The sequence below is a fragment of the Rhodococcus sp. NBC_00297 genome, assembly GCF_036173065.1.
Taxonomy (GTDB): Bacteria; Actinomycetota; Actinomycetes; order Mycobacteriales; family Mycobacteriaceae; genus Rhodococcoides.
The window spans coordinates 2,882,252-2,905,692 of record NZ_CP108041.1; the positions used below are offsets into that span (position 1 = coordinate 2,882,252).

Consider the following 23,441-nt stretch of genomic DNA (forward strand, 5'->3'; position numbering starts at 1 on the left):
AGGATCTTCATGACCCCACGACAGACGGTCGGGCACGACGCCAACGACCGCCGCAACCCTCTCGCCGAGGTGTTCGCCCTGCTGCTCCTGACGTCTGCCGTGGTGGTGGTCGTCCTCGTCGTCGCCAGCGGCTTCTCGGGCGCCTGAGACGCCCGTCCTGCCTGGTCAGGCTGTCTTTTTGCGTCAAACATCGATCGGTGTATCGTGACCACTGTCACAAGCATTCTGATCAGTACGGAGACAGTGTTGCCCGCCGATTTCTCCTCCACCTCCGCCGGTTCCACGGCGCCTCGCACTCGTATGCAGACCGTCGAGTGCAGCAGTGGCCGACGTGAGTTGTGGTTGCTCGCCATCGTGCTGATCACGGGCATCCTCATGGCTGCCGCAGTGCTTCTGCCGGCCGTCCTCACCTGATCGAGAGACGCCTGGACTCCACCGTGTGGAGGCGTCTTGGCAGGATGGTCGAGTGAACGTCGAGAAGCCCGAGCCCGCGTCGCCCGCCCGTCCCCGGATCGTCACCGTCGCGTTCGCCGTGTGGGTTCTCGGGGCCGTCCTCGTCGTGCTGCTCGGCCTCATCTCGCTGACGTTCCCGGCCGACTCGCTGCGGACCCAGCTGACCGAGACCGGGGGCGAGCCGGATGCCGTGGAGAGCGTCATCACGGTGCTGCGCACGGTCGGTGTCCTCGAGATCATCGTCGGACTGGCCATCGGATTCCTCGCGGGGCCCGCGTGTCGACGCGGCGATCCGCGGTTCCGCCGGGCACTGACGGTCCTGTCGATCGTCTTCGGGCTGGTGCTCCTGGGCTCGGTGACCGTCGGCTTCGCCATCGTGCCCCTGCTGGCGACGCTCGGGGCGATCCTCTTCTTCGTGGCCTGCGTGCTCGTGTACCGACCGTCCGCGGCGCCGTGGTTCGCGGCACCGGAGGCCCCGTGAGCGACGAGACGGAACCGGTGATCTTCGCCGAGTACGGCGCGAAGTGGCGCGCCCTGGCCTGGGGGCCGATCTTCTGTCTCATCGCTCTCGGCGTCGAGATCTACACGGGACCCGTCGTGCACTACGTGGCGCTCGTCGTGATCGCGCTGGTTCTCATGGCCTTCACCTACGTGCAGATCGTGGCCGCCCGTCGGCACGCCACGGTGATCCTGACGCCGACGACGCTGAGCCAGGGCACGGAGAACGTCGCCATCGCGGACATCCTCGAGGTGTACCCGGAGCCCGACTACGACGCCAACGGGAACACCCTGGAGAAGTGGCAGGCCGCGCGAGTGCTGGGGGAGCTGTCCGGGGTGCCGCGCAAGCGGACCGGCGTCGGCCTGAAGCTGCGGGGCAACGGCCTGGTCCAGGCGTGGGCGAAGGACGACGAGACGCTCCGCGAGGAACTGCTCGCACTCGTGGCGCCCGCCACCGACGCGGAGCCCGACGCGTGATGCGCCGGTTCGCTCCGGTGGTGGTCGCGGTCGTCCTCGCCGTCGTGGCCGTGGTGCTGTGGGTGCAGTCGAGGACCACGACCACCGTGACCGAGCAGTTCCCCACCACGTCGTCGTTCGAGGGGTTCTCGGTCACGTACGACTCGACCCGTGTCGCGGGGCCCTGGGCGGCTCTCTCTGTGGTCGCGGCGGCCGTCGCGGTGTACCTGGTGATGCGCGTCGTACGGCGGCGCTGACCTCTACCCGTTACCCCCTGGGGGTACTCTGGACGCATGAGCAGTTTCGATCAGGACGACCTCCTCAAGCGCCTGCGCCGCATCGAGGGACAGGTGGCAGGCATCTCTCGCATGGTGGCCGACGACCGGTACTGCATCGACGTGTTGACGCAGGTCTCGGCCGTCACCAAGGCGCTGCAGTCCGTGTCGCTGAAGTTGCTGGACGCCCACCTCGCGGGCTGCGTCGTGGACGCGGCCCGCGAGGGCGGACCCGAAGCGGACGCGAAGGTCAGGGAGGCGTCCGAGGCGATCGCTCGCCTCGTCCGTTCCTGAGCCCCGCCCCCGGCGAGTACGCCCACACTGTCGTTGTGGAGCACTGAATCACGACAGAATGGGCGTACTCGCGAGGGGGCCGAAGGGGGCGCCGGCCTAGTCGGCGGTGACGGATTCCTTCACTTCACCCGGCTCGTCGTCGGCGAGCATCGCCGCACCGAGCAGCGCCTCGGGAACGCCGAACGCGTCGATCAGCGTGTGGGCGTGCGGGCGCAGCGTGCGGCAGCGCTCGTTGATCCCGCGCGTGACGGCCTTCGACCGCTCTGTGGAGATGTGGCGGTGCTCGATGAACCAGGCCTTGTCGGCGTCGATCGTGGTGAGCGCGTAGAGGTCGCACACCTCGCCGAGCAGTTCCTTGGCGTCGTCGTCCTCGCAGTTGTCGATGCCGGCGACGAACGCCTCGAGCACCACGCGATCGACGTGCGCCGTGGCCGCGTGCAGGATGTGGTCCTGCACCGCGTTGAACGCGTCGAACTGGCTCATCTTCTTGGACAACCCGTTCAGACGCTTCGCGGCCGTGGAGATGAGGTACTCCTCGCGCTCCTCGAACATCGAGATCTGGGTGCCGCGGTTGAAGAGGCTGCCCTCCTCCTCGTTGTCCTGACGCGAGTCGACGAGGGTTTGGATGATGGGCGCCGCCGCCGTGCGCTTCTTCACCACGTCGCCGACCGTGCCGGCGGCGAACTTCACCCAGTCGGCCGCACCGAACGAGCGGACCTCGTGGGCGTACGCGGTGAGCAGCTCCTTCGCGACGAGCTGCGTGAGCACCACGTTGTCGCCCTCGAAGGTGGTGAAGACGTCCGAGTCCGCCTTGAGCGCGATGAGTCGGTTCTCCGCGAGGTAGCCCGCGCCGCCGCAGGCCTCGCGGGACTCCTGGATCGCCCTCGTCGCGTGCCAGGTGTTCGCTGCCTTCAGGCCGGCCGCGCGCGACTCGAGTTCCCGCTGCTCGGTGGCGTCGGGATCCTCGGCGCTCTGGATGTCGTGCATCTTCGAGACGAGCTCGTTCTGCGCGAACTGCAGCGCGTACGACTTGGCGATGAGCGGGAACAGCCGACGCTGGTGGACGAGGTAGTCCATGATCGTGACCTCGTCGTCGGTCCCGGGCGCGCTGAACTGCTTGCGCTGCAGCGCGTACTTCGTCGCGATGGTCAGCGCGACGCGCGCCGCGGCGCCCGCCGAACCGCCCACGGTGATGCGGCCGCGGATGAGGGTGCCCAGCATGGTGAAGAAGCGCCGGTTCGGGTTGTCGATGTCCGAGGAGTAGCTGCCGTCGGCCGCGACGTCCGCGATCTTGTTGAGCATGTTCTCGCGCGGGATGCGAACGTGGTCGAACATGATGCGGCCGTTGTCCACGCCGGGCAGGCCGCCCTTGTAGCCGATGTCGAACGTGGTGACGCCGGGGAGGTCGCTGCCGAAGTTCTCGTCGCGGATCTGGACGACGAAGCAGTGCACGCCCTTGCTCTCGGGCTCCTCACCCGGTCCGGCGGTGATCAGCTGCGCGAACACGGCGGCGTACTTCGCCGACTCGGCGGCGCCGCCGATGTAGTCCTTGCGCGAGGACTTGTCCGGCGTGTGGATCACGAATTCCTGCGTCTCGCGGTCGTACGTCGCGGTGGTGCCGATCGACTGCACGTCGCTGCCGTGGCCGGTCTCCGACATCGCGAAACAGCCGAGCGTCTCGAGATCGATCAGGGGCTTGATGAACTCCTTGTGGTGCTTCTCGGTGCCGAGGTTCTCGATCGCGCCACCGAAGAGGCCCCACTGCACGCCGGCTTTCACCATGAGCGACAGATCCGACATGGCGAGCATCTCGATCATCGTGACGGCGGCGCCGATGTCGCCCGTGCCGCCGACCTCTTTGGCGAAACCGGACTCTGCCGCGCCGGCCGCGGCGAGCACACGCAGCTGCTCGAAGGCCTTGGTCCGCGCGATGGCGGTGTTGGGTGTGTAGTGCGGTGCGAACTCGTGGCGCGCGAGCTGCTCGCGCGTCTGGTTCCGTACGTCGCGCCACCGTCCGTCGAGAGTCCTGCGCAGGTGATTCGCCAGCTGAGCAGCGTTGTCGGAGGACGTGCCGGTGTCAGTGGTGCCGGTCTCGGTAGTGGTCATACTCGACGGTAACCAAAACTCGAGGTGCCCGGGAGGGACTTGTCAGCGCGGCCACAGAAATTCACGCCACACCGCGCGAATCTTGCGAAACATCACACTCGTGGCGTCCATCGACGCAGCCTGCGGGGTCGACGGGGCGTAGGGGCCGTCGCGGAAGAGCGAGGCGCCGTTGTCCGCAATGGCGCGCGACATGATCGAGCTGAAGCCGTCGCACTGCTCGACGAGGTGCTCGCGGAACCCCTCCGGCCAGGCCAGTCGGGATCCCGGGTGCCGGTCGGGCTCGTGTGGTGCCGTCATGGCAGAAGGATATGCCCGGTGTAACACAGATTTAACACTTTCGACCAAGTCGATTCTCGTCGATCGTGCCTCCCTGCAGCCGACTACCGTGTCGCTGTGCTGATTCGCGACGCCGTGCCCGCCGACCTGCCCGAGATCCTCACCGTGCACAACGCCGCCATCGCGGACACGACCGCGATCTGGGACGAGGAGCAGGTGGGACTCGCGGACCGGCAGGCCTGGTTCGACCAGCGCACCGGCGCCGGCCTGCCGATCCTCACCGCCGAGATCGACGGTCGGGTCGCGGGCTACGCGTCCTACGGGCCGTTCCGGCCGAAGTCCGGCTACCGGCACACCGTCGAGAACTCCGTGTACGTCGCCGACGGCTTCCATCGGCGCGGCGTCGCGACCGCGTTGATGGCGGAACTGATCGAGCGCGCCCGCCGTGGGGACGTCCACGCGATCGTCGCGGGAATCGAGTCCTCGAACACCACCTCGATCGCCCTGCACGCGAAGTTCGGCTTCACGGTGGTGGGGGTCATGCCGCAGGTCGGCGTCAAGTTCGGGCGGTGGCTCGACCTGACCTGGATGCAGCTCCTGATCGAGGCGTGAGACAGCCGGTGTGAGACTGCTCCTTATCAGAAAGAGCACTCCGCGTCCTGTGAAACACTGGAGGGCGTGACTCCTTCGAGCGGAACCGACACCGGCGTCCCCACCGCCCGATCCGCAGAACTCTTCGCACGCGCGTCCGCCGTCATCCCCGGTGGCGTGAACTCGCCCGTGCGGGCCTTCCACTCCGTGGGCGGAACCCCGCGGTTCATGGCCGAGGCCAGCGGATACACCCTGCGCGACGCCGACGGCAACAACTACGTCGACCTCATCTCCTCGTGGGGACCGATGATTCTCGGTCATGCCCACCCGGCCGTGGTCGAGGCGGTGCAGAAGGCGGCCTCCACGGGACTGTCCTTCGGCGCTCCCACGCTCGGCGAGATCGAGTTGGCGGAGGAGATCGTGCGCCGCGTCGATCCCGTCGACGAGGTGCGCCTGGTGAATTCGGGCACAGAGGCGACCATGAGTGCGGTGCGTCTGGCCCGCGGGTTCACCGGTCGCAGCAAGATCGTCAAGTTCTCCGGCTGCTACCACGGCCATGTCGACGCCCTGCTCGCCGACGCGGGCTCGGGCGTCGCCACCCTGGGGCTGCCGACGTCGCCCGGCGTGACGGGTGCGCAGGCGGCCGACACCATCGTCGTTCCCTACAACGACCTCGATGCGGTCGCGAAGGCGTTCGCCGACCACCCGGGTCAGATCGCGTGCGTCATCACCGAGGCCGCGGCGGGCAACATGGGTGCGGTGGCGCCGCAGCCCGGCTTCAACGAGGGTCTGCAGCGTCTGACCCGTGCGCACGACGCGCTGCTGATCATGGACGAGGTCATGACAGGCTTCCGCGTCAGCGCGTCGGGGTGGTACGGCGTCGACGGCATCGCCGGTGACCTCTACACCTTCGGCAAGGTCATGAGCGGCGGCCTGCCCGCGGCCGCGTTCGGTGGCCGGTCCGACATCATGAGCTACCTCGCCCCCGCGGGCCCCGTCTACCAGGCCGGCACCCTGTCGGGTAACCCCGTCGCGGTCGCCGCCGGTCTGGCGACGCTGCGCGCGGCGAACGCCGACGTCTACGCGGCACTCGACGCGAACTCCACCCGTCTGGGCGGCATCCTCGGTGACGCGCTCACCGCGGCGGGCGTCCCGCACCGCGTGCAGTACGCCGCCAACATGGTCAGCGTCTTCTTCTCCGAGGAACCGGTGATCGACTACGCGGGCGCCAAGGCGGCCGCCACCTGGCGTTTCCCCGCCTTCTTCCACGCGCTCCTGAGCCGCGGCGTGTACCCGCCGCCGAGCGCGTTCGAGGCCTGGTTCGTCTCCGCGGCGCTCGACGACCGCGCGTTCGAGATCATCGAGGCGGCCGCTCCCCACGCCGCCGCCGCAGCAGCCGCTGCCGAGCAGAAAGCACCGTCATGACCGAGTCGTCCCCGACCGACCCGACAAACAGCGACGCGTCCGGTAACGACACTTCCGGGCACCCGCACGCCGACACCCGCACGATCGTGCACGTGATGCGGCACGGCGAGGTGCACAACCCCAAGGGAATCCTCTACGGGCGCCTCCCGAACTTCCGGTTGTCGGTGAACGGTCAGGCCCAGGCGCGCACGGTGGCGAACGTGCTCGCCGGGCACGACGTCACGCACGTCGTCGCCTCCCCGTTGCAGCGCGCCCAGGAGACGGCGGCGCCCATCGCGTCGGCGTTCGGGCTCACCATCGAGACGGACGAGAACCTCATCGAGGCCGGGAACGACTTCGAGGGTCTGAAGGTCGCCGTCGGAGACGGTGCGCTGCGCCGGCCCCGCCACTGGCTCAAGCTGCGTGACCCGTTCACCCCCTCGTGGGGCGAGCCCTACCTGCAGATCGCCCACCGGATGTTGGCCGCCGTCAACGCGGCTCGCGTCGCGGCCGTGGGCCACGAGGCCGTGTGCGTGAGTCATCAGCTGCCCGTGTGGACCCTGCGTCGCTTCCTGCAGGGCGACCGGTTGTGGCACGACCCCCGCAACCGCCAGTGCGGCCTCGCATCGCTCACCTCGCTGATCTACGAGGGCGACACCCTCGTCGACATCGTCTACTCCGAGCCCGCAGGGGCGTCGGACCCCCTCCAGACCGGCGCATGAGACCCGCCCGCCTGCTCGCGCCGCTGCTCGTGGCCGCCACCGTTCTCACCGGGTGCGCCACGGGTACCGACGCCGTGGCACAGGGTGGGACCTTCGAGTTCGTCTCACCCGGCGGCAAGACGTCGATCTTCTACGACCCGCCCGCCGACCGCGGCACCGTGGGGAACCTCTCCGGACCCGACCTCATGACCGAGGGCACGACGACGTCGCTGTCCGACTACGAGGGCCAGGTCGTCGTCCTCAACATCTGGGGTCAGTGGTGTGGCCCCTGCCGCGGTGAGGCCGACGATCTCGAGCAGGTCTTCGAGGCGACGAAGGACCAGGGTGTGCAGTTCCTGGGCATCAACGTGCGCGACAACCAGCAGGACAAGGCGCAGGACTTTGTCATCGACAACAACGTGACGTACCCGTCCATCTACGACCCGCCGCTGCGCACCCTCCTCGCTCTCGGATCGAACTACCCGACCACCGTCATCCCGACCACGATCGTGCTCGACCGTGAGCACCGCGTCGCCGCGGTGTTCCTGACGGAGCTCCTCGCGAGCGACCTGCAGCCCGTGGTCGAGCGCATCGCAGCCGAGCCACCCGACGTGTCCGATGGGTGAGGCGTTCCAGTCGGCTGCCGCGTCGGGGCCGCTGTTCCTGGCTCTCGGTGCCTGCCTGCTCGCCGGTCTGGTGTCCTTCGCGTCGCCCTGCGTCGTCCCCCTGGTTCCGGGTTACCTGTCCTACCTGGCCGGAGTCGTCGGAGCGGACTCCCCGTCCGTCACCGCCGACGAGGCGGCCACCAAGACTCTGGTGCGGGGTCGCAGCCGCGTCGCCGGTGCCGCGGCCCTCTTCGTTCTCGGATTCACCGTGGTGTTCGTCCTGGCCACGGCCTCGGTCTTCGGCGCCATCTCGGTGCTGTCGGTGAACCGCGAGATCCTGCAGCGTGTGGGCGGCGTCGTCACCATCGCGATGGGTCTCGTCTTCCTCGGTCTGATCCCCGCCCTGCAGCGCGACACGCGCTTCGAACCGCGCCGCGTCGGCAGCATCCTCGGGGCACCGCTGCTCGGTGGCGTGTTCGCGCTCGGATGGACCCCGTGTCTCGGACCCACGCTGGCGGGCGTCATCTCGCTGACGGCCGGTACCGAGGGCACCACCGCGGCGCGCGGTGTGGTGCTGATCGTCGCCTACTGCCTGGGACTGGGACTGCCCTTCGTCGTTCTGGCGTTCGGCTCCGTCAGCGCGTTGCGCGGCGTCGGATGGCTGCGCCGCAACGCCCGTGCCATCCAGGTGTTCGGCGGTCTGATGCTGGTGGCTGTCGGCATCGCACTGGTGACCGGCGCCTGGGACCTGTTCGTCAGCTGGATCCGCGACGGAGCGGTGACCAGCGTGACCCTGCCGATCTAGTGGACGAGAAAGAGATATGAGCACTGACCTGTCGGCCCGCCCGGACGCCGAGGCGCGCCCGCCGCGGCAGTCTCCGGCGGGGCGCGTCGTCGCCGCAGTCCGGAACACCTGGCGCGGCCTGACCTCGATGCGCACGGCACTCGTGCTCCTGTTCCTCCTCGCCCTGGCCGCGATCCCGGGTGCGCTGCTGCCGCAGCGCAGCCTCAACTCGGGGAAGGTGGACCAGTACATCGCGGACCGCCCGTCCCTCGGGCCCGTCATGGACCGGCTGGAGTTGTTCGACGTCTTCGGCAGCTTCTGGTTCACGGCGATCTACGTCCTGCTGTTCGTCTCGCTCGTCGGCTGCATCCTGCCGCGCTGCGTCGACCACGCCCGCGCGTTGCGCACCCCGCCGGTCGCCACCCCGCGCAACCTGGGGCGGCTGCCCCACCACCTGCGCACCGAGGTCGACACGGCACCCGACGTTCTTCTCGACGAGATCGACGGCCGGATGCGCGGCTGGCGGAAGATGCGGCGCACCGAGGAGAGCGGCGCCTTGACGCTGTCCGCGGAGAAGGGGTACCTGCGCGAGGCGGGCAACCTGGTGTTCCACCTGTCGCTCGTCGGTCTGCTCGTGGCCATCGCCGTCGGGAAGCTCTTCAGCTACGAGGGCAACGTCGTCGTCATCGCCAACGACGGCCCGGGCATCTGCACCACCTCGCCCGCCCAGTTCGACTCGTTCCGCGCCGGCAACAGCGAGGACGGCACGGGCATGACCCCGCTCTGCGTGCGGGTGAAGAACTTCACGGCCGACTACCTCGAGAACGGGCAGGCAGAGCAGTTCACGTCCGACATCGAGTACCAGGCCGGCGACGACCTGGTCACGAACACCTGGCGCCCGGACACCCTGCAGGTCAACCATCCGCTGCGAGTCGCCGGTGACCGCGTCTACCTGCAGGGACACGGATACGCGCCGACGTTCACGGTGACGTTCCCCAACGGAGAGACCCGTACCGAGACGGTCCAGTGGGAGCCCACGGACGGCACCACGTTCCTCTCCAGCGGAGTGCACCGCTTCGATCCGCCCGGCGGTCTGTACCCGGATCCCGATGTCCGCCGCCAGAACCAGATCGCCATCGAGGGGCTGTTCGCGCCCACCGCGTTCTTCCACGGCTCGCTGTTGTCGTCGAGCTTCCCCGCCCCGAACGATCCGGCGGTGGCCGTCGACATCTACAAGGGCGACACCGGCCTCGACACCGGTAATCCACAGTCGCTGTTCTCGCTGAGCCAGGTGCTGGTGGAGCAGGGCCGGCTGGTGAAGCAGGATCGCGTCAACCTGACACCGGGGGAGTCGACGACGCTGTCCGACGGCACGCAGGTGCGGTTCGACGGCGCCGAGGAATTCGTCAACCTGCAGGTCTCGCACGACCCCGCGCAGACGTGGGTGCTGGTGTTCGCGCTGTCGATGATGGCCGGTCTGCTGGTGTCCCTGGTGATCAAGCGCCGTCGCATCTGGGTCCGCGTGAGCACGGACGACGACCGACGACGTACCGTAGTAGAAGTGGGCGGACTCGCCCGGACCGATCAGGCCGGCTGGGGTGACGAGTTCGACCGCCTCACCGCGCGGGTGCTCGACCGACCCGACGCCGATGACGTACCGACCTCGAACAACAGGGAGTGACCATGCCGATCGACGCCACACTTGCGCAGTTCAGCGACTGGTCCTTCCGGTCGGCGTTCGGTGTCTACCTGCTTGCGGCGGTGTTCCTCATCGCCCAGTACGCCACGCAGACCGTCACGGCTGCGGAGCAGAAGTCCGAGCGGCAGCTCGTCGCGGCGGGCAAGGCGCCCGTGCGGCCCACCGGTCCCGGTCGGATCGAGGAGGCGCCCCGGCGTCCCGCGTCCGAGCGCTACGGCGGCATGGGCTACGCGCTGGTGGTGCTCGGTCTGCTGCTCACGGTCACGTCGATCGTGCTGCGCGGATTCGCCACCGACCGGTTCCCCCTCGGCAACATGTACGAGTTCGTGACGATGGCCACGGCCGCCGCGACGGCGACCTCGATCATCGCGCTGCGGAAGATGCGCCCGACGCTGATCTTCGTGGTCGTCCCGGTCATGATTCTGATGTTCCTCGCGGCGACGGTCCTCTACGCCGACGCGGCCCCAGTGGTTCCGGCCCTGCGCTCGTACTGGTTGCCGATCCACGTGACCATCGTCAGCATCGGCAGCGGAATCTTCCTGGTGGCCGGCGTCGCGTCGCTGCTGTTCCTGCTGCGGATGCGCTTCCCCGCCACGGAGGACGGCGCGAACACGGGTGCACTCGCCCGGTTCGCCCAGCGTCTTCCGGACGCCCGCACGCTCGACCGCCTGGCCTACAAGACCACGATCATCGGCTTCCCGCTGTTCGGCGCCGGCGTCATCCTCGGTGCGATCTGGGCCGAGGCCGCGTGGGGACGCTTCTGGGGCTGGGATCCCAAGGAGACGGTGTCCTTCATCGCGTGGGTCGTCTACGCGGCGTACCTGCACGCACGGGCGACGTCGGGCTGGCGGAACACCCGCGCGGCGTGGATCAACGTCGCGGGCTTCGTCGCCATGCTGTTCAATCTCTTCATCATCAACATGGTCGTCTCCGGTCTGCACTCGTACGCGGGTCTGAACTGACCGTCGGCTCGACATGACCGCCGGGGGGAATCGGTGACGGACGATCGTTGGGACGGGTGGTCGCCCGGCCCGCAGGACGACGGGCGGATCCCGTCCGCGTCGACGCCGACGGATCCGGCGATCCAGCAGGTGCCTGCCTCGCCGATGCAACCGCCCACGGCGCACGACCTCTCGACGTCACGGCTGCTGCGGACCTCGCCGCCCCCACCGACGGGCGGCTGGCGCCGCACGCTCTTCGACGTCACCGGTGGCCGGGTGAACGTGGGCAACAGCGCCAAGGAGCAGCGGCGGCTCGCGTTGATCCGTCAGGTCGGCAACCCGTTGCACGGGTGTCATCGCATCGCGATCCTGAGCCTCAAGGGAGGCGTCGGGAAGACCACGGTGGCGGCGGCGCTGGGATCGACGTTCTCGTCGGTCCGGGGCGACCGTGTGATCGCCGTGGACGCGAACCCCGACCGCGGAACGCTGAGCTCCCGGGTTCCGCTGGAGACCGAGAAGACGGTGCGCGACCTGCTGAAGGACGCCCGCGACATCGACAAGTACAGCGCGGTCCGCGACTTCACGTCCCAGAATCACCACCGGCTCGAAGTGCTGGCGTCGGAGTCCGATCCGGCCATGTCGGAGGCGTTCGACGCGTACGACTACGAGACCACGGTGGCCGTGCTGGAGCGGTTCTACAACATCGTGCTGACCGACTGCGGAACGGGACTTCTGCACTCGGCGATGCGGGCGATCCTGCGCAGCGCCGACGGGCTGGTGATCGTGAGCAGCGGATCGGTGGACGGTGCGCGGAGTGCATCGGCGACGATGGACTGGCTCGACGCGCACGGCTACCGGCATCTGGTGGAGCAGTCGTTGACAGTGGTCAACATGGTGCGGCCCGGGTCGAAGGTCATCGACGTCTCGAAGATCGTCGACCACTTCGGTCAGCGATGTCGCGCCGTGCGGGTGATCCCGTACGACGACCATCTCGCTCAGGGGGCGGAGGTCGACCTCGATGCTCTCGCGCCGGCGACGCGCACGGCGCTTCTCGAGACGGCAGCAGCGATGACCGCCGAGTTCCCGCCCCACGTCACGCGGTGACGGTCGTCCGCCGCACCGCACCGCACCGCGTGACGCGACTCAGTCGACGGAACCGGGCGTTCCCGCATCGGGACGCTCGGGACCGTTGCCACGATCACGTGCAGGGTTGTTCCTGATCTTCCACAGGAACTCCGGGTCGTCGTCCGGTCCGGTGACGCGTCCTCTGGGTGCCCCGGTCTCGGGGCCGAAAGACTTCCAGAGGAGCACGATCACGACCACGAGCCCGATCAGAGCCAGAACATAGATCATCACGCACCTCCACTACCGAGCGTAGTCGTGGCGGAGCGCCGGGGCACTCGAGTCGAGCTCGCAAGATCCTGAGAATCTGCTTGCACGTACTGGTGTCCGGCACGAACACCGCGAGTGGCGACCGATGGTCGACTCGGTGACGAGTGGGTGGCGCTCTAGGGGTGACGCGTGATCAGCGGTGCGCCTCGGTGGTGAGCGAGGTCAGGAGCTGCATGACCTCGGACTCGCGGAAGCGACGGTGGCCGCCGGGAGTGCGGAGCGATCCGAGCCGGCCGGCGTGGGCCCAGCGCGTGACGGTCTTCGGATCGACATGGAAGAGTGCGGCCACCTGGCCGGGGGTGAGCAGGTTCTCCTGCGTGGGGGTGTAAGCCGGTGCACTCATCGCGATCCTCCAGGGACACAGTCTTCATCTCGGTCGAATGCGGCTGTATGTCCGCATCCGTTGCCCATGGTGGCACCGAGACCCCCGGGTACTCGACTCTTCTAATGTTGGTAAAGGGGAGGTAATGGACAAATCGGATACGTCGAACGGCTCCGGTAATCTGTGTCCATGACCGATCCCATCCCCACCGGCAGCACCCCGAGCGGGTCGGCGAAGGGCCGACTGGTCCGCGATCTCGGCCTCTACACCGCCGCCCGGCTCGGTCTCATCGCTGTGGTCGCGGCCGTCATCTACTTCGGTGCCGCGCTGGTCGGGGTGACCGTGCCGCTGCTGATCGCCATGGTGTTCGCCCTGGTCGTCGCGTTCCCCCTGTCGCTCGTGCTCTTCAAGGGACTGCGCCGACGCGTCAACGAGGACATCGCCGCCGTCGACGAGAAGCGTCGCCGCGACCGCGAGGATCTGCACTCACGCCTGCGCGGAGAGTGACCGTGCGGCGAGTGCGCGGGCCAGGTGGTCGCGCTGCTCTATCACGCACCGTCGCAGAGCCGCGGGTACGTCCGGGTGACCCGAGAGCCAGCGATCGGCGTCCTCGCTGTGGGCGGCCGACGGGAAGAGCCCGATGACGAGTCGTCGAGCGATCTCGATGCTCCGCTCCCGCCAGAAGGTCTCCAGCAGGGCGTAGTACTGCTCGTCGAAGCGCTCGATCAGCGTGCGTGACGGTCCGGCGGTGAAGCCGCGGATCAGCGCCCCCACCCGCTCGTTGCTCAGGGCGTCCGAACCGGTCAGGGCGGCCCAGGTCGCCTCCTTCACCGACGCGACGGGCTGCGCCGCCACCGCGGCGGCGTACTGCACCTCACCGGCCCCCGTGCGGTCGGACTCGAGCACCGTCGCCAGCTCGGCCTCGTCGGTGTGACCGGTCGCCGACAGGGCGAACCACAGGACCCAGCGCTGCTCGGCGTCCAGTTCGAGACCGTCGACGGAGTCCTCGCCGGAGAGCAACGCGCGCACCCTTCCGGCGTGCGACGGGTCGTGTGACGCCGCGGCGGAGAACGCCCGGAACCACTCGAGCTGCGCGTCCGACCCGGCCGGCGCCCCGGCGAGCTGCTCGGCCGCCGTCGCGGTCCACCGCTGCCGGACACCGTCCCGGTCCGCGGCGTAGTGCTCCACCGCGACCGCGGTGTCCGCGAGAATCGATCCGAGCACGGCCGGATGCGACTCGGTGGGTGCGAAGCGGACGGCGAGATCGACGTACGTCTGCGCAGACAGTTCGGCATCGCGCGTCGCGTTCCACCAGGAGGACCACACCAGTGCGCGGCGCAGGTCGTCGGGGATGCGGTCCACCGACTGCATCGTCGACTCCATCGACCGCGCGTCCAGGCGCACCTTCGCGTACGTGAGATCGCCGTCGTTCGGCAGGATCACCGCGGCATCGGGCAGTGCGAGCGGGGTCTCCGCGTCGGTGATGTGCACCGAGATCGGTTCCGCATCGACGAGGTGGCCGTTCTCGTCCGGCGACAGGCACGCGATGTCCAACCGCTGAGGACGCGGATCCGTCTGCGTGAGAACACCTCTGGTGCGGTCGTACAGCACGGTCGACACGCCGGTGGTCTCGAGCCAGGCGGCCGACCAGTCGTCGAGCGACCGACCGGCCGGTGCGGCCAGGGCGTCGAGCAGGTCGCGCAGGGTGGCCGTCCCGAAGGCCCGAGCGCGGAAGTATGCGCGGGCGCCCTCGAAGAAGGCCTCGTCACCGACGAAGGCCCCGAGTTGTTTGATCACGCTGGCGCCCTTGGCGTAGGTGATGCCGTCGAAGTTGAGCTTGGCCGCCTCGAGGTCGACGATGTCGGCGACGACCGGGTGGGTGGTCGGGAGCTGGTCCTGCGAGTAGGCCCAGGCCTTGCGGCGCAGGGCGAACGACACCCACGCGTCGGTGAACCGGGTGGCCGCGACCGAGGCGTACGCGCCCAGGTAGTCGGCGAGGGACTCCTTGAGCCACAGGTCGTCCCACCACTGCATGGTCACCAGATCGCCGAACCACATGTGCGCCATCTCGTGCAGGATCGTGTTCGCGCGCCGTGCGTACTGCGCTCGGGTGGCCGCGCTGCGGAACACGTACGACTCCGTGAACGTGACGCAGCCGGGGTTCTCCATGGCGCCGAGGTTGTACTCGGGCACGAACACCTGGTCGTACTTCCCGAAGGGGTAGGGGAACTCGAACGCATCGTGGAAGAAGTCGAGCCCGGCGCGCGTGACGTCGAAGATGTCGTCGTGGTCGAGGTACTCGCCGAGCGACGCACGGCACCACGCGCCGAGTTCGATGGTGAGGTCGCCACGGCGGTACTCCGACGTGGCGCGGTGGTACGGGCCCGCGACGACGGCCGTGATGTACGTGGAGATCGGCTGCGTGGCGGCGAAGACACGGGTGGACGACCCTGCGTCGTCGGTGGTGGTCTCCTCCACCCGCTCGTTCGACAGCACCGTCCACTCGTCCGGTGCGCTCACCCGGAAGACGAACGGTCCCTTGAGGTCCGGCTGCTCGAAGTTCACGAAGACGCGCCGCGCGTCGGCGGGCTCGTACTGCGTGTAGAGGTAGGTCTCGCCGTCCGCCGGATCGACGAATCGGTGCAGGCCCTCACCGGTGCGGCTGTACGAGCCGCGGGCGTGGATGCGCACGGTGTTGCGGCTCCCGAGATCACGCAGCAGCACCCGCGCACCGTCGTACTGCACCTCCTGTTCGTGGTCGTTGACGATCACGCGGTCCACGCCGGCACCGAGGAAGTCCATCCACGTCGACGACGCGGTGGCCGCGAAGCTCACGGTGGTGACGGTGCCGAACTCGGCTCGGGTCCGTGCCTCGGTCAGGTCCAGCGCCACGTCGTATCGCACGTCGGACACCACCCGGGCGCGGTCGGCGGTCTCGGCGCGGGTCAGGTTCGCGGTACTCACACCTTCATGCAACACCACCGGAGGCGCGGCTCGCGACACACCACCGTCGCGGCGACCCGTGCCATCATGGGGCGCATGATTCTGGTGCTCAGATTGATCGTCACGGCGTTCGCGATCTGGCTGGCGGCGTCCTGGGTGGACGGCATCTCGATCGCGAGTTCGGGGCGCGGGCAGGGCTGGGACCTGGTGGTGCTGATCGGGATCGCCGCCGTGTTCACCGTGATCAACGCCTTGGTCAAGCCGATCGTGCAGTTGTTGTCGCTGCCCCTCATCGTGCTGACCCTCGGGCTGTTCCTGTTGGTGATCAACGCGTTGATGCTGCTGCTCACCGCCGCCATCACCGAGAGCACCGGGTACGGGCTCACCGTCGACGGTTTCGGGTCCGCCTTCTGGGGCGCGGTGATCGTGTCCATCGTCAACTGGGTTCTCGGTGGACTGGTGCCGGACCGGCGATCGGCGCGCCGCTGAGGCTGCCGCCGACCGCGGTCAGTCCAGCCGCGCCACGAATGCCGTGATGGTCTCGCGAAGCTTGCCGACGCGCTCCTCGACCGGGGTGTCGTCGCGGTACTGCCGTCCCAGCGTCGGGGTCTTGATCCGCCGCGCGTACAGGGAGCAGGCCAGATCCGAGCACAGGTAGGTGCCGACGGTGTTGCCGCGGCGGCCGGACTCACCGGTCTTGCGGGCCACCATCAGCGTGACACCGCCGTTCTGATGCCCGGTGGTGCAGATGCTGCACATCTGAGACCGGCGCGAACTGCTCTCCGAACGCAGGGCGACTCCGACGAGCCGATCCGCGGTCGGCACGACGAGGAAGCTGCGGCCCGGATACGCGGGGTCGCTCCAGCCGAGGAAGTCCAGGTCGTCCCACGGGCGACGGTCCAGATCGGTGGGGACGGGGATGCGCTTCGCCTCGCCCTTCGAGCAGTTGACGAACGATGCCCGGATCTCGGGTTCGGTCACGGGGTCCATGGGACGACCGTAGAGGGAGATCATGACCGTCGGCAACGGAATTATCCGTCGCGCGGCGACTATCCGAGCAGCAGGCCGACGGTGGTCGCCACCGCCCAGACGAGCATCGCGAGACCCGAGTCGCGCAGCGCCGGAATGAGCGCGAGGCCCTGCTGCCGGGTGCGGACGGGGGCGTTGGCACGCCAGGCCAACGGGAAGGCGACGACGCCCAGCACGGCCCACGGCGAGTGCAGGAGCAGCAGCAGGCTGACGAGGAACGGCACGCCGAGCAGCGCGGCGTGCAGACCGCGGCTCCGGGCGTCACCCAGCCGGACCGCGAGGGTGAGCTTGCCCGCCTCGGTGTCGGTGGGAATGTCGCGGATGTTGTTGGCCACCAGGACGGCGCTCGAGAAGCAGCCCATCGCGACGGCGCTCGCGAGTCCCACGAGGTCGACGCGATCGGTGAGCACGAACTGGGTGCCGAGCACGGCGACGAGGCCGAAGAAGACGAAGACGGCGATCTCTCCGAGGCCGCTGTAGCCGTAGGGCTTCGATCCGCCCGTGTAGTACCAGGCTCCCGCGATGCACACGACACCGACGAGAACCAGCCACCAGGCCGTCGTCAGGGCGAGGACGAGCCCCGCGACGGCAGCGAGTGCGAAGCACGCCACGGCCGCGCCGCGGACGGCCGACGGCGTCGCCAGCCGGGAGCCGACGAGGCGGATCGGTCCGACGCGGTCGTCGTCGGTTCCGCGGATGCCGTCGGAGTAGTCGTTGGAGAAGTTCACGCCGACGATGAGGGCGACCGACACGAGCAGTGCCACCGGGGCCTTCCACCACGTCACGTCGCCGGCCGCCGCTGCCGCACCCGCCGCGGCCACGACCGGTGCGATCGCGTTCGGAAGTGTGCGCGGCCGTGCGCCTTCGAGCCACTGGGATGCTGTCGCCATGTGTGGATCATTGCCTACGCATGCCGATGCGGCCCCGCGCGGTCGTGTTGTGAGGCCCACCGCTCCCGGCGTACACTCCGGATGCGCCCTCGACCTCGGGGGTTTCTCACAGGCTTGTCGCCGTCGGCCGTGAACGTGGCACACGAATGCGGAACCGGTCCTTCGATCGGTTCACCTGTCGCACCCCGGGGATGAACGATGGACGACATCACCAGTTCCACGATCGACGACGCCGTCGCGGCCATGACGGACGTCGAACTCGACCGCGCCATCCGCGCGCTCACACTGCGTCAGCGGTCCCTGCTGCTCGGCGGTGATCTCGACACGGCCTGGGCGGTCACCGAGGATCTCGAGCGCTGCCTCGCCGCCCGGTGCGGTATGCCGCGAGCCTGACACGCTCGAGCCCCAGAAGAGGCTCAGCTGGACCGTCTGCGCGGCCCACGACCCGGGTATCCGGTGTCGGTGGGCGGGACGGGATCGTCCTCGTCGGAGAATCCGACCGGTTGGAATTCCACCATCAGGAACCGTTGTCCCGGAACACGTGTCGCCCGTAGGTCGACGACGGTCCACCCGCCGTCGACACGGCGCAGACGAACGCCCGGGATCTCGGTGCGATGGTCCGCCCACTCGTGCATCTGCCGATAGGCCGACACGATGCGGGCGATGTCCGAGGGGTGCGGGGTGTCGCGCTGATCGACCTGCCCTTTCCACAGGATGTTCTCCACCGGATCCGTCAGCCACCGCACGACGCGCACGCGCTCGGTGTCGATGAGGGCGATCGCGGTGGGGGAGTTGCGCGTCAGCGACCGCAGCGCGAACGCCTCGACCGACGGTCCGGCCACCACGAGTTCGTCCGCGCGGAGCGAGATCGCCAACGCGTGCGACACGGTGTCGACGTACCGGCTGGCGTCGTCGGCGGACGAGGTGTCGAGCACCGTCCGCACCGCATTGCGCAGGGGCCGGGCACCGCGCGGGGTACGCAGCGCCACGGTGCCGTCCCAGCGGGTTCCGGGTTCCGCGTCGAGCAGAGCGACGAGGAGATACATCGCGCTGTCGGCGTCGTCCGCGTGGTCGAACAGCTCGAATGCCGGTGCGGCGAGCTTCGATGCCGGCTCCCGGCCCGTGACGCCGGCGATGCCGGGCGTGAACGCGAACTGTCGACGTGACGAGGACCAGTCGTAGCCGACGACGAGGGGCGGCGGTGCGTCGGAATCGTCACCGGCGTACAGCATCACACCGTGGACGGCCTTCCGGGGACCCGGTACCGCGACGGCCCGCAGCGGACCGTTCAGTCCCGGCACGGTCTCGGCCGCGTCCTCGCCGCTGGTCGCGACGAACGCGGTCATCGCACGCGCCGCGTCCGCGATGCGCTTGCTGCCGACCGCGCGGGAGAGCGCCGTCCAGTCCTTCGCCCGACCGTCCTTGGCGACGACGGTCCCCACGGGACCGGCATCGCCGTCGGGCGGTTCGGCGAGTGTCTCCACGACGATCCAGCCGTCGTGCGCGTCGGGAGCTGCTCCCGTCGCCTGCCTCGCCATCGTCACTGTCCTCCGAACCCACGAACAACCAAGCCCCCGACCCGGATGTACCGGGAGGACCTTACTCACCGTCACGGTCTCGGGCGGCTCGCCCCTCGGCGTGCGGGGGAGATGTCATTCGGTCGGACCACACGCGACCAGCGTCGTTCGCGCCGCCGCGCGGTCCACCTTGCCCGGGCCGCGGGCCGGGAGCGCGTCCACGAACAGCACCTGCCGGGGTGCCGCGGCAGGGCCGAGCGCGTCGGCGACGGCCGCCCGGAGAGACTCCGGCGACAGCTCGACACCGGGCCGCAGCACCACCAGTGCGCCCACCCGTTCGCCCAGGCGCGGATCGGGAACGCCGACCACGACGCACTCGGAGACCCCGTCGATCCCCGCGACGGCGTCTTCCACCACTCGCGGTACGACGGTGAGTCCGCCCGTGGTGATGGCGTCGTCGGCCCTCCCGAGAATCTGCAGACGGTCGCCCTGCAGGCGTCCGAGATCATCGGTGCGGAACCACCCCGCCTCGGCGAACGCCGGGTGATCAGGCATTCCGCGGTAACCGTTCGCCAGTGTGGGTCCGCCGAGGCGCACCCGGCCGTCCGCCTCGAGGCCGACGGTCACGCCGTCCAGGGGAACGCCGTCGTAGACGCACCCGCCGCAGGTCTCGCTCATCCCGTAGGTGCGGACCACGGTGATCCCCGCAGCGAGTGCGCGGTCGAGCACGGGAGCCGGGGTCGCGGCCCCGCCGAGCAGAACGGCGTCGAGGGACGCGAGCGCCGCGACGGCGTCCGGACGATCGAGCGCCTTCACCATCTGGGTGGGGACGAGGGAGGTGTAGCGCCGGGGCCCGCTCATCGACGCGACCGCGCGGACGAGGTGCGCGGGGTCGAATCCCGTCGACACGTCCACCACCGCGGGTTCGTGGCCGGCGGCGAGGGAGCGTAGGACCACCTGCATCCCGGCGATGTGATGGGCCGGCAGCGCGAGCAACCACTGTCCCGGCCCACCCAGCCGGGCATGGGTGGCGGCGGCGCTGGCCCGGAGTGCGGCCGCCCCGAGCAGGGCCCCCTTCGGGGTTCCCGTCGACCCGGACGTCGCGAGCACCATCGCGGTACCCGGCTCCGCGGGAGTGCCCGGTGACAGCGCGTCGGCGAGGCGTCGACGCTCACGATCGTCGTCGGCGGGGACCGGCAGGACCGGCTCGGCGGTACCGTCGAGCACGGCGCGCAGTCGCGGCAGCAGACCCAGCACCGAGTCTCCGCTGGGCACCGGGAGGACGGTCAGATCAGCCACGGCGTTGCGGATGGTCGGGCGGAACCTCGACCACGACGATGCGTGTGCCGTCGGGGTCGGCGATCCACATCTCCGTCAGTCCCCAGGGCTCGGTCTGCGGGGGCCGCACGATCTCGACGCCCGCCGCCTCGAGTTCGGCGCGCGCCGCCTCGACGTCACGCACCTGCAGGAGAATCGTCGCCCCCGCCCCCGCCCCCGCCCCCGCCGTCGGCTCGCCGTGGCCCGCCACCTCGATCAGCGACTGCCCCGCGAAGAACACCACGCCACCGGGATACTCGCGGAAGATGCCGAGCCGCAACCGGTCCCGATAGAAGCTCAGGGTCTCGTCGACGTTTCTCGGCCGCAGGATGATCCGGCTCGCCAGCACCTCCATCGTCGGTCGCCTCTCAGAAGTACCAGGGGTAGGGAGACCAGTCCGGCTCACGCTTCTCGAGGAACGAGTCGCGACCCTCCACGGCCTCGTCGGTCATGTAGGCCAACCGCGTCGCCTCGCCCGCGAACAGCTGCTGCCCCACCAGCCCGTCGTCCTGAAGATTGAACGCGTACTTGAGCATCCGCTGCGCCTGCGGGGACTTGCCGTTGATCGTGCGCCCCCACTCGATGGCGACGGTCTCGAGGTCGGCGTGATCGACCACCTTGTTCACAGCACCCATCCGGTGCATGTCCTCGGCGGTGTAGGTGTCACCGAGGAAGAAGATCTCGCGAGCGAACTTCTGGCCCACCATCTTCGCCAGGTACGCGCTGCCGTATCCGCCGTCGAAGCTGCCCACGTCGGCATCGGTCTGCTTGAAGCGGGCGTGTTCCCGGCTCGCCAGAGTCAGGTCGCAGACCACGTGCAGGCTGTGTCCGCCGCCCGCGGCCCACCCGTTGACGAGGCAGATCACGACCTTGGGCATCGTGCGGATCAGGCGCTGCACCTCGAGGATGTGCAGGCGTCCCGCGCGCGCCCGGTCCACGGTCTCGGCCGTGTCGCCGCTGGCGTACTGGTAGCCGGACCGCCCCCGGATGCGCTGGTCGCCGCCGGAACAGAAGGCCCACCCGCCGTCCTTCTCACTGGGCCCGTTGCCCGTGAGGAGGACGGCGCCGACGTCGGAGGTCATCCGGGCGTGGTCGAGCGTGCGGTACAGCTCGTCGACGGTGCCGGGGCGGAAGGCGTTGCGTACCTCGGGGCGATCGAACGCGATGCGCACGGTGCCGTCGGTGACGTGGCGGTGGTACGTGATGTCCACCAGGTCCTCGAAGCCGGGGACCGCGGTCCACTGCTCGGGCTGGAACGGCGAGGTCTGATCGGTCACCCTCGACAGCCTAACGACGGACCGAATCGGACTCCGCGTTACCGTCGTCCGATGACCGACGATTCCCCCCACGGCGGATTCCCGAAGTTCACCAGGGCCACGCCGCCGCCGGACTACGGCCGGTTGATCGAGGCGTTGCGCACCGTCCAGGACCTCGCGGTGTCCACGGACCTGCCGGACGACCAGCTCGCCCTGGCCGCCGACCAGGCGGAGAAACTCGCTGCGACCATGGCGCCGTACGTGGTGCCGGAGGGTCTGTCACCGGCGGGCCGCGCGCTGGAGCTCCCGGGCCGCGGCAGTCTGCTGATGCTGCCGTGGACCGTCGAGAAATACGGCGCCGAGGGCGTGCGGTCCACCGGTGTGTTCCGCCGGTTCCATCTCGGCGGCAACGGCGCAGCCCACGGCGGCACGCTGCCGTTGCTGTTCGACGACCTCTTCGGGCTGATCCAGCACGCGTACGGTCGCCCGATCAGCCGCACCGCTTTCCTGCACATCGACTACCGCGCCGTGACCCCGTTGAACGAGCAGCTCGTCGCCGAGGGGCACGTGACGAAGGTCGAGGGCCGCAAGACGTTCATCGAGGCCCGGTTGACCAAGCAGGACGGCACTCTCGTCGCCGAGAGCAACGCCCTCATGGTGCAGTTGCTCCCCGGCCAGCAGTGACGGCGGCACCCGCTCCCGGGCTCGACGAGATCGTCGCGTCGGCCCACGTGCTGTCGCTGCCCATGCGCACCCGGTTCCGCGGCATCACGACGCGGGAGGTACTGGTGTTCTCCGGACCCGCCGGATGGGGCGAGTTCGGCGCGTTCCCCGAGTACGACGACGCCGAGGCGTCGGCGTGGCTGCGTGCCGGCATCGAGATGGCCTGGCAGGGCGCGCCCGATCCGGTGCGGGACCACGTCGAGGTCAACGCCACCGTGCCCGCGGTGCCCGCCGCCGAGGTGCCCGCCGTGCTCGCGCGCTATCCCGGCACGCGCACGGCGAAGGTCAAGGTCGCCGAGAAGGGCCAGACCCTCGACGACGACGTCGCACGAGTCGAGGCGGTCCGGGCGCTCGTCCCCACCGTGCGTGTCGACGCCAACGGGGGCTGGACGGTCGACGAGGCCGAGACGGCCCTGCGTGCCCTCACCGAGAACGGTGACCTCGAGTACGCGGAGCAGCCCTGCGCGACGGTCGAGGAACTCGCCGAGGTGCGCAGACGCGTGCGCGGAGTGTCGATCGCCGCCGACGAGAGCATCCGGCGAGCCGAGGACCCGCTGCGCGTGGTGCGGGCCGGGGCCGCCGACGTGGCCGTCGTCAAGGTGCCGCCGCTGGGCGGGGTGCGGGCGGTGCTGCGGCTCGCCGAGGAATTGGCGCAGTACGGCGTCCCCGTGGTCGTGTCGAGCGCCCTCGACTCGGCGATCGGCATGTCGGCGGGACTCGCTGCGGCGGCGGCCCTGCCGTCGAGTGCCGCGTGCGGCCTGGGCACCGGCGCACTGTTCGTCACCGACGTGGCCGAGCCGCGAGCACTCGTCGACGGTCGGCTGCGGGTCGACACCGTCGTCCCCGATGCGGATCGACTCCGCGAGCTCGCCGCCCCGGACGATCGGCGGACGTGGTGGCTGGAGCGTCTCGCCCGGTGCCATCCCCTCGCTCTGTTGTAGGGTCGCGCCGACCAGAAACCTTCTCCGA

General features: G+C 69.4%; 30 protein-coding genes. 19 read left to right on the top strand and 11 right to left on the bottom strand.

What is annotated here, in order from left to right:
• The first annotated feature begins 9 nt into the window (after positions 1-9).
• The 6 genes from OG947_RS13830 to OG947_RS13855 are packed head-to-tail and all read left to right on the top strand — an operon-like array spanning position 10 to position 1,976.
• Positions 10-147, top strand: a complete 138-nt coding sequence (locus OG947_RS13830) for a hypothetical protein (RefSeq protein WP_155956937.1) — start codon at positions 10-12, stop codon at positions 145-147.
• Between the two features lie 57 nt (positions 148-204).
• Positions 205-414, top strand: coding sequence for a hypothetical protein (locus OG947_RS13835; RefSeq protein WP_027504511.1), 210 nt, complete (start codon positions 205-207; stop codon positions 412-414).
• Between the two features lie 52 nt (positions 415-466).
• A complete protein-coding gene (locus tag OG947_RS13840) occupies positions 467-934 on the top strand; it encodes a hypothetical protein (protein WP_051613085.1) in 468 nt (155 codons plus the stop codon).
• Positions 931-1,428, top strand: a complete 498-nt coding sequence (locus OG947_RS13845) for a hypothetical protein (RefSeq protein ID WP_027504513.1) — start codon at positions 931-933, stop codon at positions 1,426-1,428. The genes OG947_RS13840 and OG947_RS13845 overlap by 4 nt, the downstream gene beginning before the upstream one ends.
• A complete protein-coding gene (locus OG947_RS13850) occupies positions 1,425-1,664 on the top strand; it encodes a hypothetical protein (protein WP_156380452.1) in 240 nt (79 codons plus the stop codon). Before OG947_RS13845 ends, OG947_RS13850 begins: the two co-directional genes overlap by 4 nt.
• Positions 1,665-1,700: 36 nt before the next feature.
• Positions 1,701-1,976, top strand: coding sequence for a metal-sensitive transcriptional regulator (locus tag OG947_RS13855; protein ID WP_027504515.1), 276 nt, complete (start codon positions 1,701-1,703; stop codon positions 1,974-1,976).
• Positions 1,977-2,072: 96 nt separating this feature from the next.
• On the opposite strand, the gene OG947_RS13860 is transcribed toward OG947_RS13855, so the two are convergent.
• Positions 2,073-4,082 carry an acyl-CoA dehydrogenase family protein gene (locus OG947_RS13860; RefSeq protein WP_328812091.1) on the bottom strand — a complete coding sequence of 670 codons (2,010 nt, stop codon included), beginning with the start codon at positions 4,080-4,082 and terminating at the stop codon, positions 2,073-2,075.
• 42 nt (positions 4,083-4,124) lie between these two features.
• Positions 4,125-4,379 (bottom strand): hypothetical protein, encoded by a 255-nt coding sequence (locus tag OG947_RS13865; RefSeq protein ID WP_056441640.1) that lies wholly within the window; start codon positions 4,377-4,379, stop codon positions 4,125-4,127.
• Between the two features lie 96 nt (positions 4,380-4,475).
• Here OG947_RS13865 and OG947_RS13870 point away from each other — a divergent pair, with 96 nt between their 5' ends.
• The 8 genes from OG947_RS13870 (at position 4,476) to OG947_RS13905 (ending at position 12,187) form a co-directional block, all read left to right on the top strand.
• The gene (locus OG947_RS13870) at positions 4,476-4,970 is read left to right on the top strand and encodes a GNAT family N-acetyltransferase (protein ID WP_056441643.1); all 495 of its coding nucleotides are present in this window, start codon (positions 4,476-4,478) and stop codon (positions 4,968-4,970) included.
• 66 nt (positions 4,971-5,036) lie between these two features.
• Positions 5,037-6,374, top strand: coding sequence for a glutamate-1-semialdehyde 2,1-aminomutase (hemL, locus tag OG947_RS13875; protein WP_307091218.1), 1,338 nt, complete (start codon positions 5,037-5,039; stop codon positions 6,372-6,374).
• A 95-nt stretch (positions 6,375-6,469) separates the two neighbouring features.
• Positions 6,470-7,075, top strand: a complete 606-nt coding sequence (locus OG947_RS13880) for a histidine phosphatase family protein (protein ID WP_051613157.1) — start codon at positions 6,470-6,472, stop codon at positions 7,073-7,075.
• Complete coding sequence (locus OG947_RS13885) at positions 7,072-7,680, top strand: TlpA disulfide reductase family protein (protein WP_027504521.1); 609 nt, start codon at positions 7,072-7,074, stop codon at positions 7,678-7,680. The genes OG947_RS13880 and OG947_RS13885 overlap by 4 nt, the downstream gene beginning before the upstream one ends.
• Positions 7,673-8,464 carry a cytochrome c biogenesis CcdA family protein gene (locus OG947_RS13890; protein ID WP_027504522.1) on the top strand — a complete coding sequence of 264 codons (792 nt, stop codon included), beginning with the start codon at positions 7,673-7,675 and terminating at the stop codon, positions 8,462-8,464. The genes OG947_RS13885 and OG947_RS13890 overlap by 8 nt, the downstream gene beginning before the upstream one ends.
• A 16-nt stretch (positions 8,465-8,480) precedes the next feature.
• Entirely contained in the window at positions 8,481-10,124 is a 1,644-nt protein-coding gene (gene resB, locus OG947_RS13895) for a cytochrome c biogenesis protein ResB (RefSeq protein WP_222645466.1), read from the top strand.
• Positions 10,125-10,126: 2 nt separating this feature from the next.
• Complete coding sequence (gene ccsB / locus OG947_RS13900) at positions 10,127-11,104, top strand: c-type cytochrome biogenesis protein CcsB (protein WP_056441651.1); 978 nt, start codon at positions 10,127-10,129, stop codon at positions 11,102-11,104.
• Positions 11,105-11,137: 33 nt separating this feature from the next.
• A complete protein-coding gene (locus OG947_RS13905; protein ID WP_051613086.1) occupies positions 11,138-12,187 on the top strand; it encodes a MinD/ParA family ATP-binding protein in 1,050 nt (349 codons plus the stop codon).
• Positions 12,188-12,226: 39 nt separating this feature from the next.
• On the opposite strand, the gene OG947_RS13910 is transcribed toward OG947_RS13905, so the two are convergent.
• Both OG947_RS13910 and OG947_RS13915 read right to left on the bottom strand, forming a co-directional pair.
• Positions 12,227-12,436, bottom strand: a complete 210-nt coding sequence (locus OG947_RS13910) for a hypothetical protein (protein ID WP_027504525.1) — start codon at positions 12,434-12,436, stop codon at positions 12,227-12,229.
• Between the two features lie 172 nt (positions 12,437-12,608).
• Positions 12,609-12,818 (bottom strand): BldC family transcriptional regulator, encoded by a 210-nt coding sequence (locus OG947_RS13915; RefSeq protein WP_042574081.1) that lies wholly within the window; start codon positions 12,816-12,818, stop codon positions 12,609-12,611.
• 168 nt (positions 12,819-12,986) lie between these two features.
• Between OG947_RS13915 and OG947_RS13920 the strand changes: the two genes are divergently transcribed.
• Positions 12,987-13,304 carry a DUF4229 domain-containing protein gene (locus OG947_RS13920; RefSeq protein ID WP_027504527.1) on the top strand — a complete coding sequence of 106 codons (318 nt, stop codon included), beginning with the start codon at positions 12,987-12,989 and terminating at the stop codon, positions 13,302-13,304.
• On the opposite strand, the gene pepN is transcribed toward OG947_RS13920, so the two are convergent.
• Positions 13,284-15,761, bottom strand: coding sequence for an aminopeptidase N (gene pepN, locus OG947_RS13925; RefSeq protein ID WP_328812093.1), 2,478 nt, complete (start codon positions 15,759-15,761; stop codon positions 13,284-13,286). The two genes, OG947_RS13920 and pepN, sit on opposite strands and share 21 nt — an antisense overlap.
• A 75-nt stretch (positions 15,762-15,836) precedes the next feature.
• Here pepN and OG947_RS13930 point away from each other — a divergent pair, with 75 nt between their 5' ends.
• On the top strand, positions 15,837-16,229 hold the full coding sequence (locus OG947_RS13930) for a phage holin family protein (protein ID WP_027504529.1): 393 nt from the start codon (positions 15,837-15,839) through the stop codon (positions 16,227-16,229).
• 18 nt (positions 16,230-16,247) lie between these two features.
• Here the strand turns inward: OG947_RS13930 and OG947_RS13935 are convergent, their stop codons facing one another.
• Together OG947_RS13935 and OG947_RS13940 are read right to left on the bottom strand one after the other, a co-directional pair.
• Positions 16,248-16,730 (bottom strand): FBP domain-containing protein, encoded by a 483-nt coding sequence (locus OG947_RS13935; RefSeq protein ID WP_027504530.1) that lies wholly within the window; start codon positions 16,728-16,730, stop codon positions 16,248-16,250.
• A gap of 59 nt (positions 16,731-16,789) precedes the next feature.
• Positions 16,790-17,659, bottom strand: coding sequence for a 1,4-dihydroxy-2-naphthoate polyprenyltransferase (locus OG947_RS13940; protein ID WP_328811197.1), 870 nt, complete (start codon positions 17,657-17,659; stop codon positions 16,790-16,792).
• A 198-nt stretch (positions 17,660-17,857) separates the two neighbouring features.
• Between OG947_RS13940 and OG947_RS13945 the strand changes: the two genes are divergently transcribed.
• Complete coding sequence (locus OG947_RS13945) at positions 17,858-18,052, top strand: hypothetical protein (protein WP_328812094.1); 195 nt, start codon at positions 17,858-17,860, stop codon at positions 18,050-18,052.
• A 23-nt stretch (positions 18,053-18,075) separates the two neighbouring features.
• On the opposite strand, the gene OG947_RS13950 is transcribed toward OG947_RS13945, so the two are convergent.
• The 4 genes from OG947_RS13950 to OG947_RS13965 form a co-directional block, all read right to left on the bottom strand.
• Positions 18,076-19,197: a GAF domain-containing protein gene (locus OG947_RS13950; RefSeq protein ID WP_155956939.1), complete on the bottom strand. Its 1,122-nt coding sequence runs from the start codon at positions 19,195-19,197 to the stop codon at positions 18,076-18,078.
• Positions 19,198-19,311: 114 nt separating this feature from the next.
• The gene (gene menE / locus OG947_RS13955; protein ID WP_328812095.1) at positions 19,312-20,475 is read right to left on the bottom strand and encodes an o-succinylbenzoate--CoA ligase; all 1,164 of its coding nucleotides are present in this window, start codon (positions 20,473-20,475) and stop codon (positions 19,312-19,314) included.
• Positions 20,468-20,848 carry a VOC family protein gene (locus OG947_RS13960; RefSeq protein ID WP_328812096.1) on the bottom strand — a complete coding sequence of 127 codons (381 nt, stop codon included), beginning with the start codon at positions 20,846-20,848 and terminating at the stop codon, positions 20,468-20,470. Before OG947_RS13960 ends, menE begins: the two co-directional genes overlap by 8 nt.
• A gap of 13 nt (positions 20,849-20,861) precedes the next feature.
• Positions 20,862-21,770, bottom strand: coding sequence for a 1,4-dihydroxy-2-naphthoyl-CoA synthase (locus tag OG947_RS13965; protein ID WP_373425200.1), 909 nt, complete (start codon positions 21,768-21,770; stop codon positions 20,862-20,864).
• A 51-nt stretch (positions 21,771-21,821) separates the two neighbouring features.
• Here OG947_RS13965 and OG947_RS13970 point away from each other — a divergent pair, with 51 nt between their 5' ends.
• A complete protein-coding gene (locus OG947_RS13970; RefSeq protein ID WP_328812097.1) occupies positions 21,822-22,433 on the top strand; it encodes a PaaI family thioesterase in 612 nt (203 codons plus the stop codon).
• On the top strand, positions 22,430-23,413 hold the full coding sequence (locus OG947_RS13975; RefSeq protein ID WP_285184338.1) for an o-succinylbenzoate synthase: 984 nt from the start codon (positions 22,430-22,432) through the stop codon (positions 23,411-23,413). The genes OG947_RS13970 and OG947_RS13975 overlap by 4 nt, the downstream gene beginning before the upstream one ends.
• Positions 23,414-23,441: the final 28 nt, after the last annotated feature.

Coding starts and splice junctions, on each gene's coding strand:
- OG947_RS13830 (WP_155956937.1), top strand. CDS start 10: ATGACCCCACGACAGACGGTCGGGCACGACGCCAACGACCGCCGCAAC.
- OG947_RS13855 (WP_027504515.1), top strand. CDS start 1,701: ATGAGCAGTTTCGATCAGGACGACCTCCTCAAGCGCCTGCGCCGCATC.
- OG947_RS13860 (WP_328812091.1), bottom strand. CDS start 4,082: ATGACCACTACCGAGACCGGCACCACTGACACCGGCACGTCCTCCGAC.
- OG947_RS13865 (WP_056441640.1), bottom strand. CDS start 4,379: ATGACGGCACCACACGAGCCCGACCGGCACCCGGGATCCCGACTGGCC.
- OG947_RS13880 (WP_051613157.1), top strand. CDS start 6,470: ATGCGGCACGGCGAGGTGCACAACCCCAAGGGAATCCTCTACGGGCGC.
- OG947_RS13885 (WP_027504521.1), top strand. CDS start 7,072: ATGAGACCCGCCCGCCTGCTCGCGCCGCTGCTCGTGGCCGCCACCGTT.
- OG947_RS13890 (WP_027504522.1), top strand. CDS start 7,673: ATGGGTGAGGCGTTCCAGTCGGCTGCCGCGTCGGGGCCGCTGTTCCTG.
- resB (WP_222645466.1), top strand. CDS start 8,481: ATGAGCACTGACCTGTCGGCCCGCCCGGACGCCGAGGCGCGCCCGCCG.
- ccsB (WP_056441651.1), top strand. CDS start 10,127: ATGCCGATCGACGCCACACTTGCGCAGTTCAGCGACTGGTCCTTCCGG.
- OG947_RS13910 (WP_027504525.1), bottom strand. CDS start 12,436: ATGATCTATGTTCTGGCTCTGATCGGGCTCGTGGTCGTGATCGTGCTC.
- OG947_RS13915 (WP_042574081.1), bottom strand. CDS start 12,818: ATGAGTGCACCGGCTTACACCCCCACGCAGGAGAACCTGCTCACCCCC.
- OG947_RS13920 (WP_027504527.1), top strand. CDS start 12,987: ATGACCGATCCCATCCCCACCGGCAGCACCCCGAGCGGGTCGGCGAAG.
- OG947_RS13930 (WP_027504529.1), top strand. CDS start 15,837: ATGATTCTGGTGCTCAGATTGATCGTCACGGCGTTCGCGATCTGGCTG.
- OG947_RS13935 (WP_027504530.1), bottom strand. CDS start 16,730: ATGGACCCCGTGACCGAACCCGAGATCCGGGCATCGTTCGTCAACTGC.
- OG947_RS13940 (WP_328811197.1), bottom strand. CDS start 17,659: ATGGCGACAGCATCCCAGTGGCTCGAAGGCGCACGGCCGCGCACACTT.
- OG947_RS13945 (WP_328812094.1), top strand. CDS start 17,858: ATGGACGACATCACCAGTTCCACGATCGACGACGCCGTCGCGGCCATG.
- OG947_RS13950 (WP_155956939.1), bottom strand. CDS start 19,197: ATGGCGAGGCAGGCGACGGGAGCAGCTCCCGACGCGCACGACGGCTGG.
- OG947_RS13960 (WP_328812096.1), bottom strand. CDS start 20,848: ATGGAGGTGCTGGCGAGCCGGATCATCCTGCGGCCGAGAAACGTCGAC.
- OG947_RS13970 (WP_328812097.1), top strand. CDS start 21,822: ATGACCGACGATTCCCCCCACGGCGGATTCCCGAAGTTCACCAGGGCC.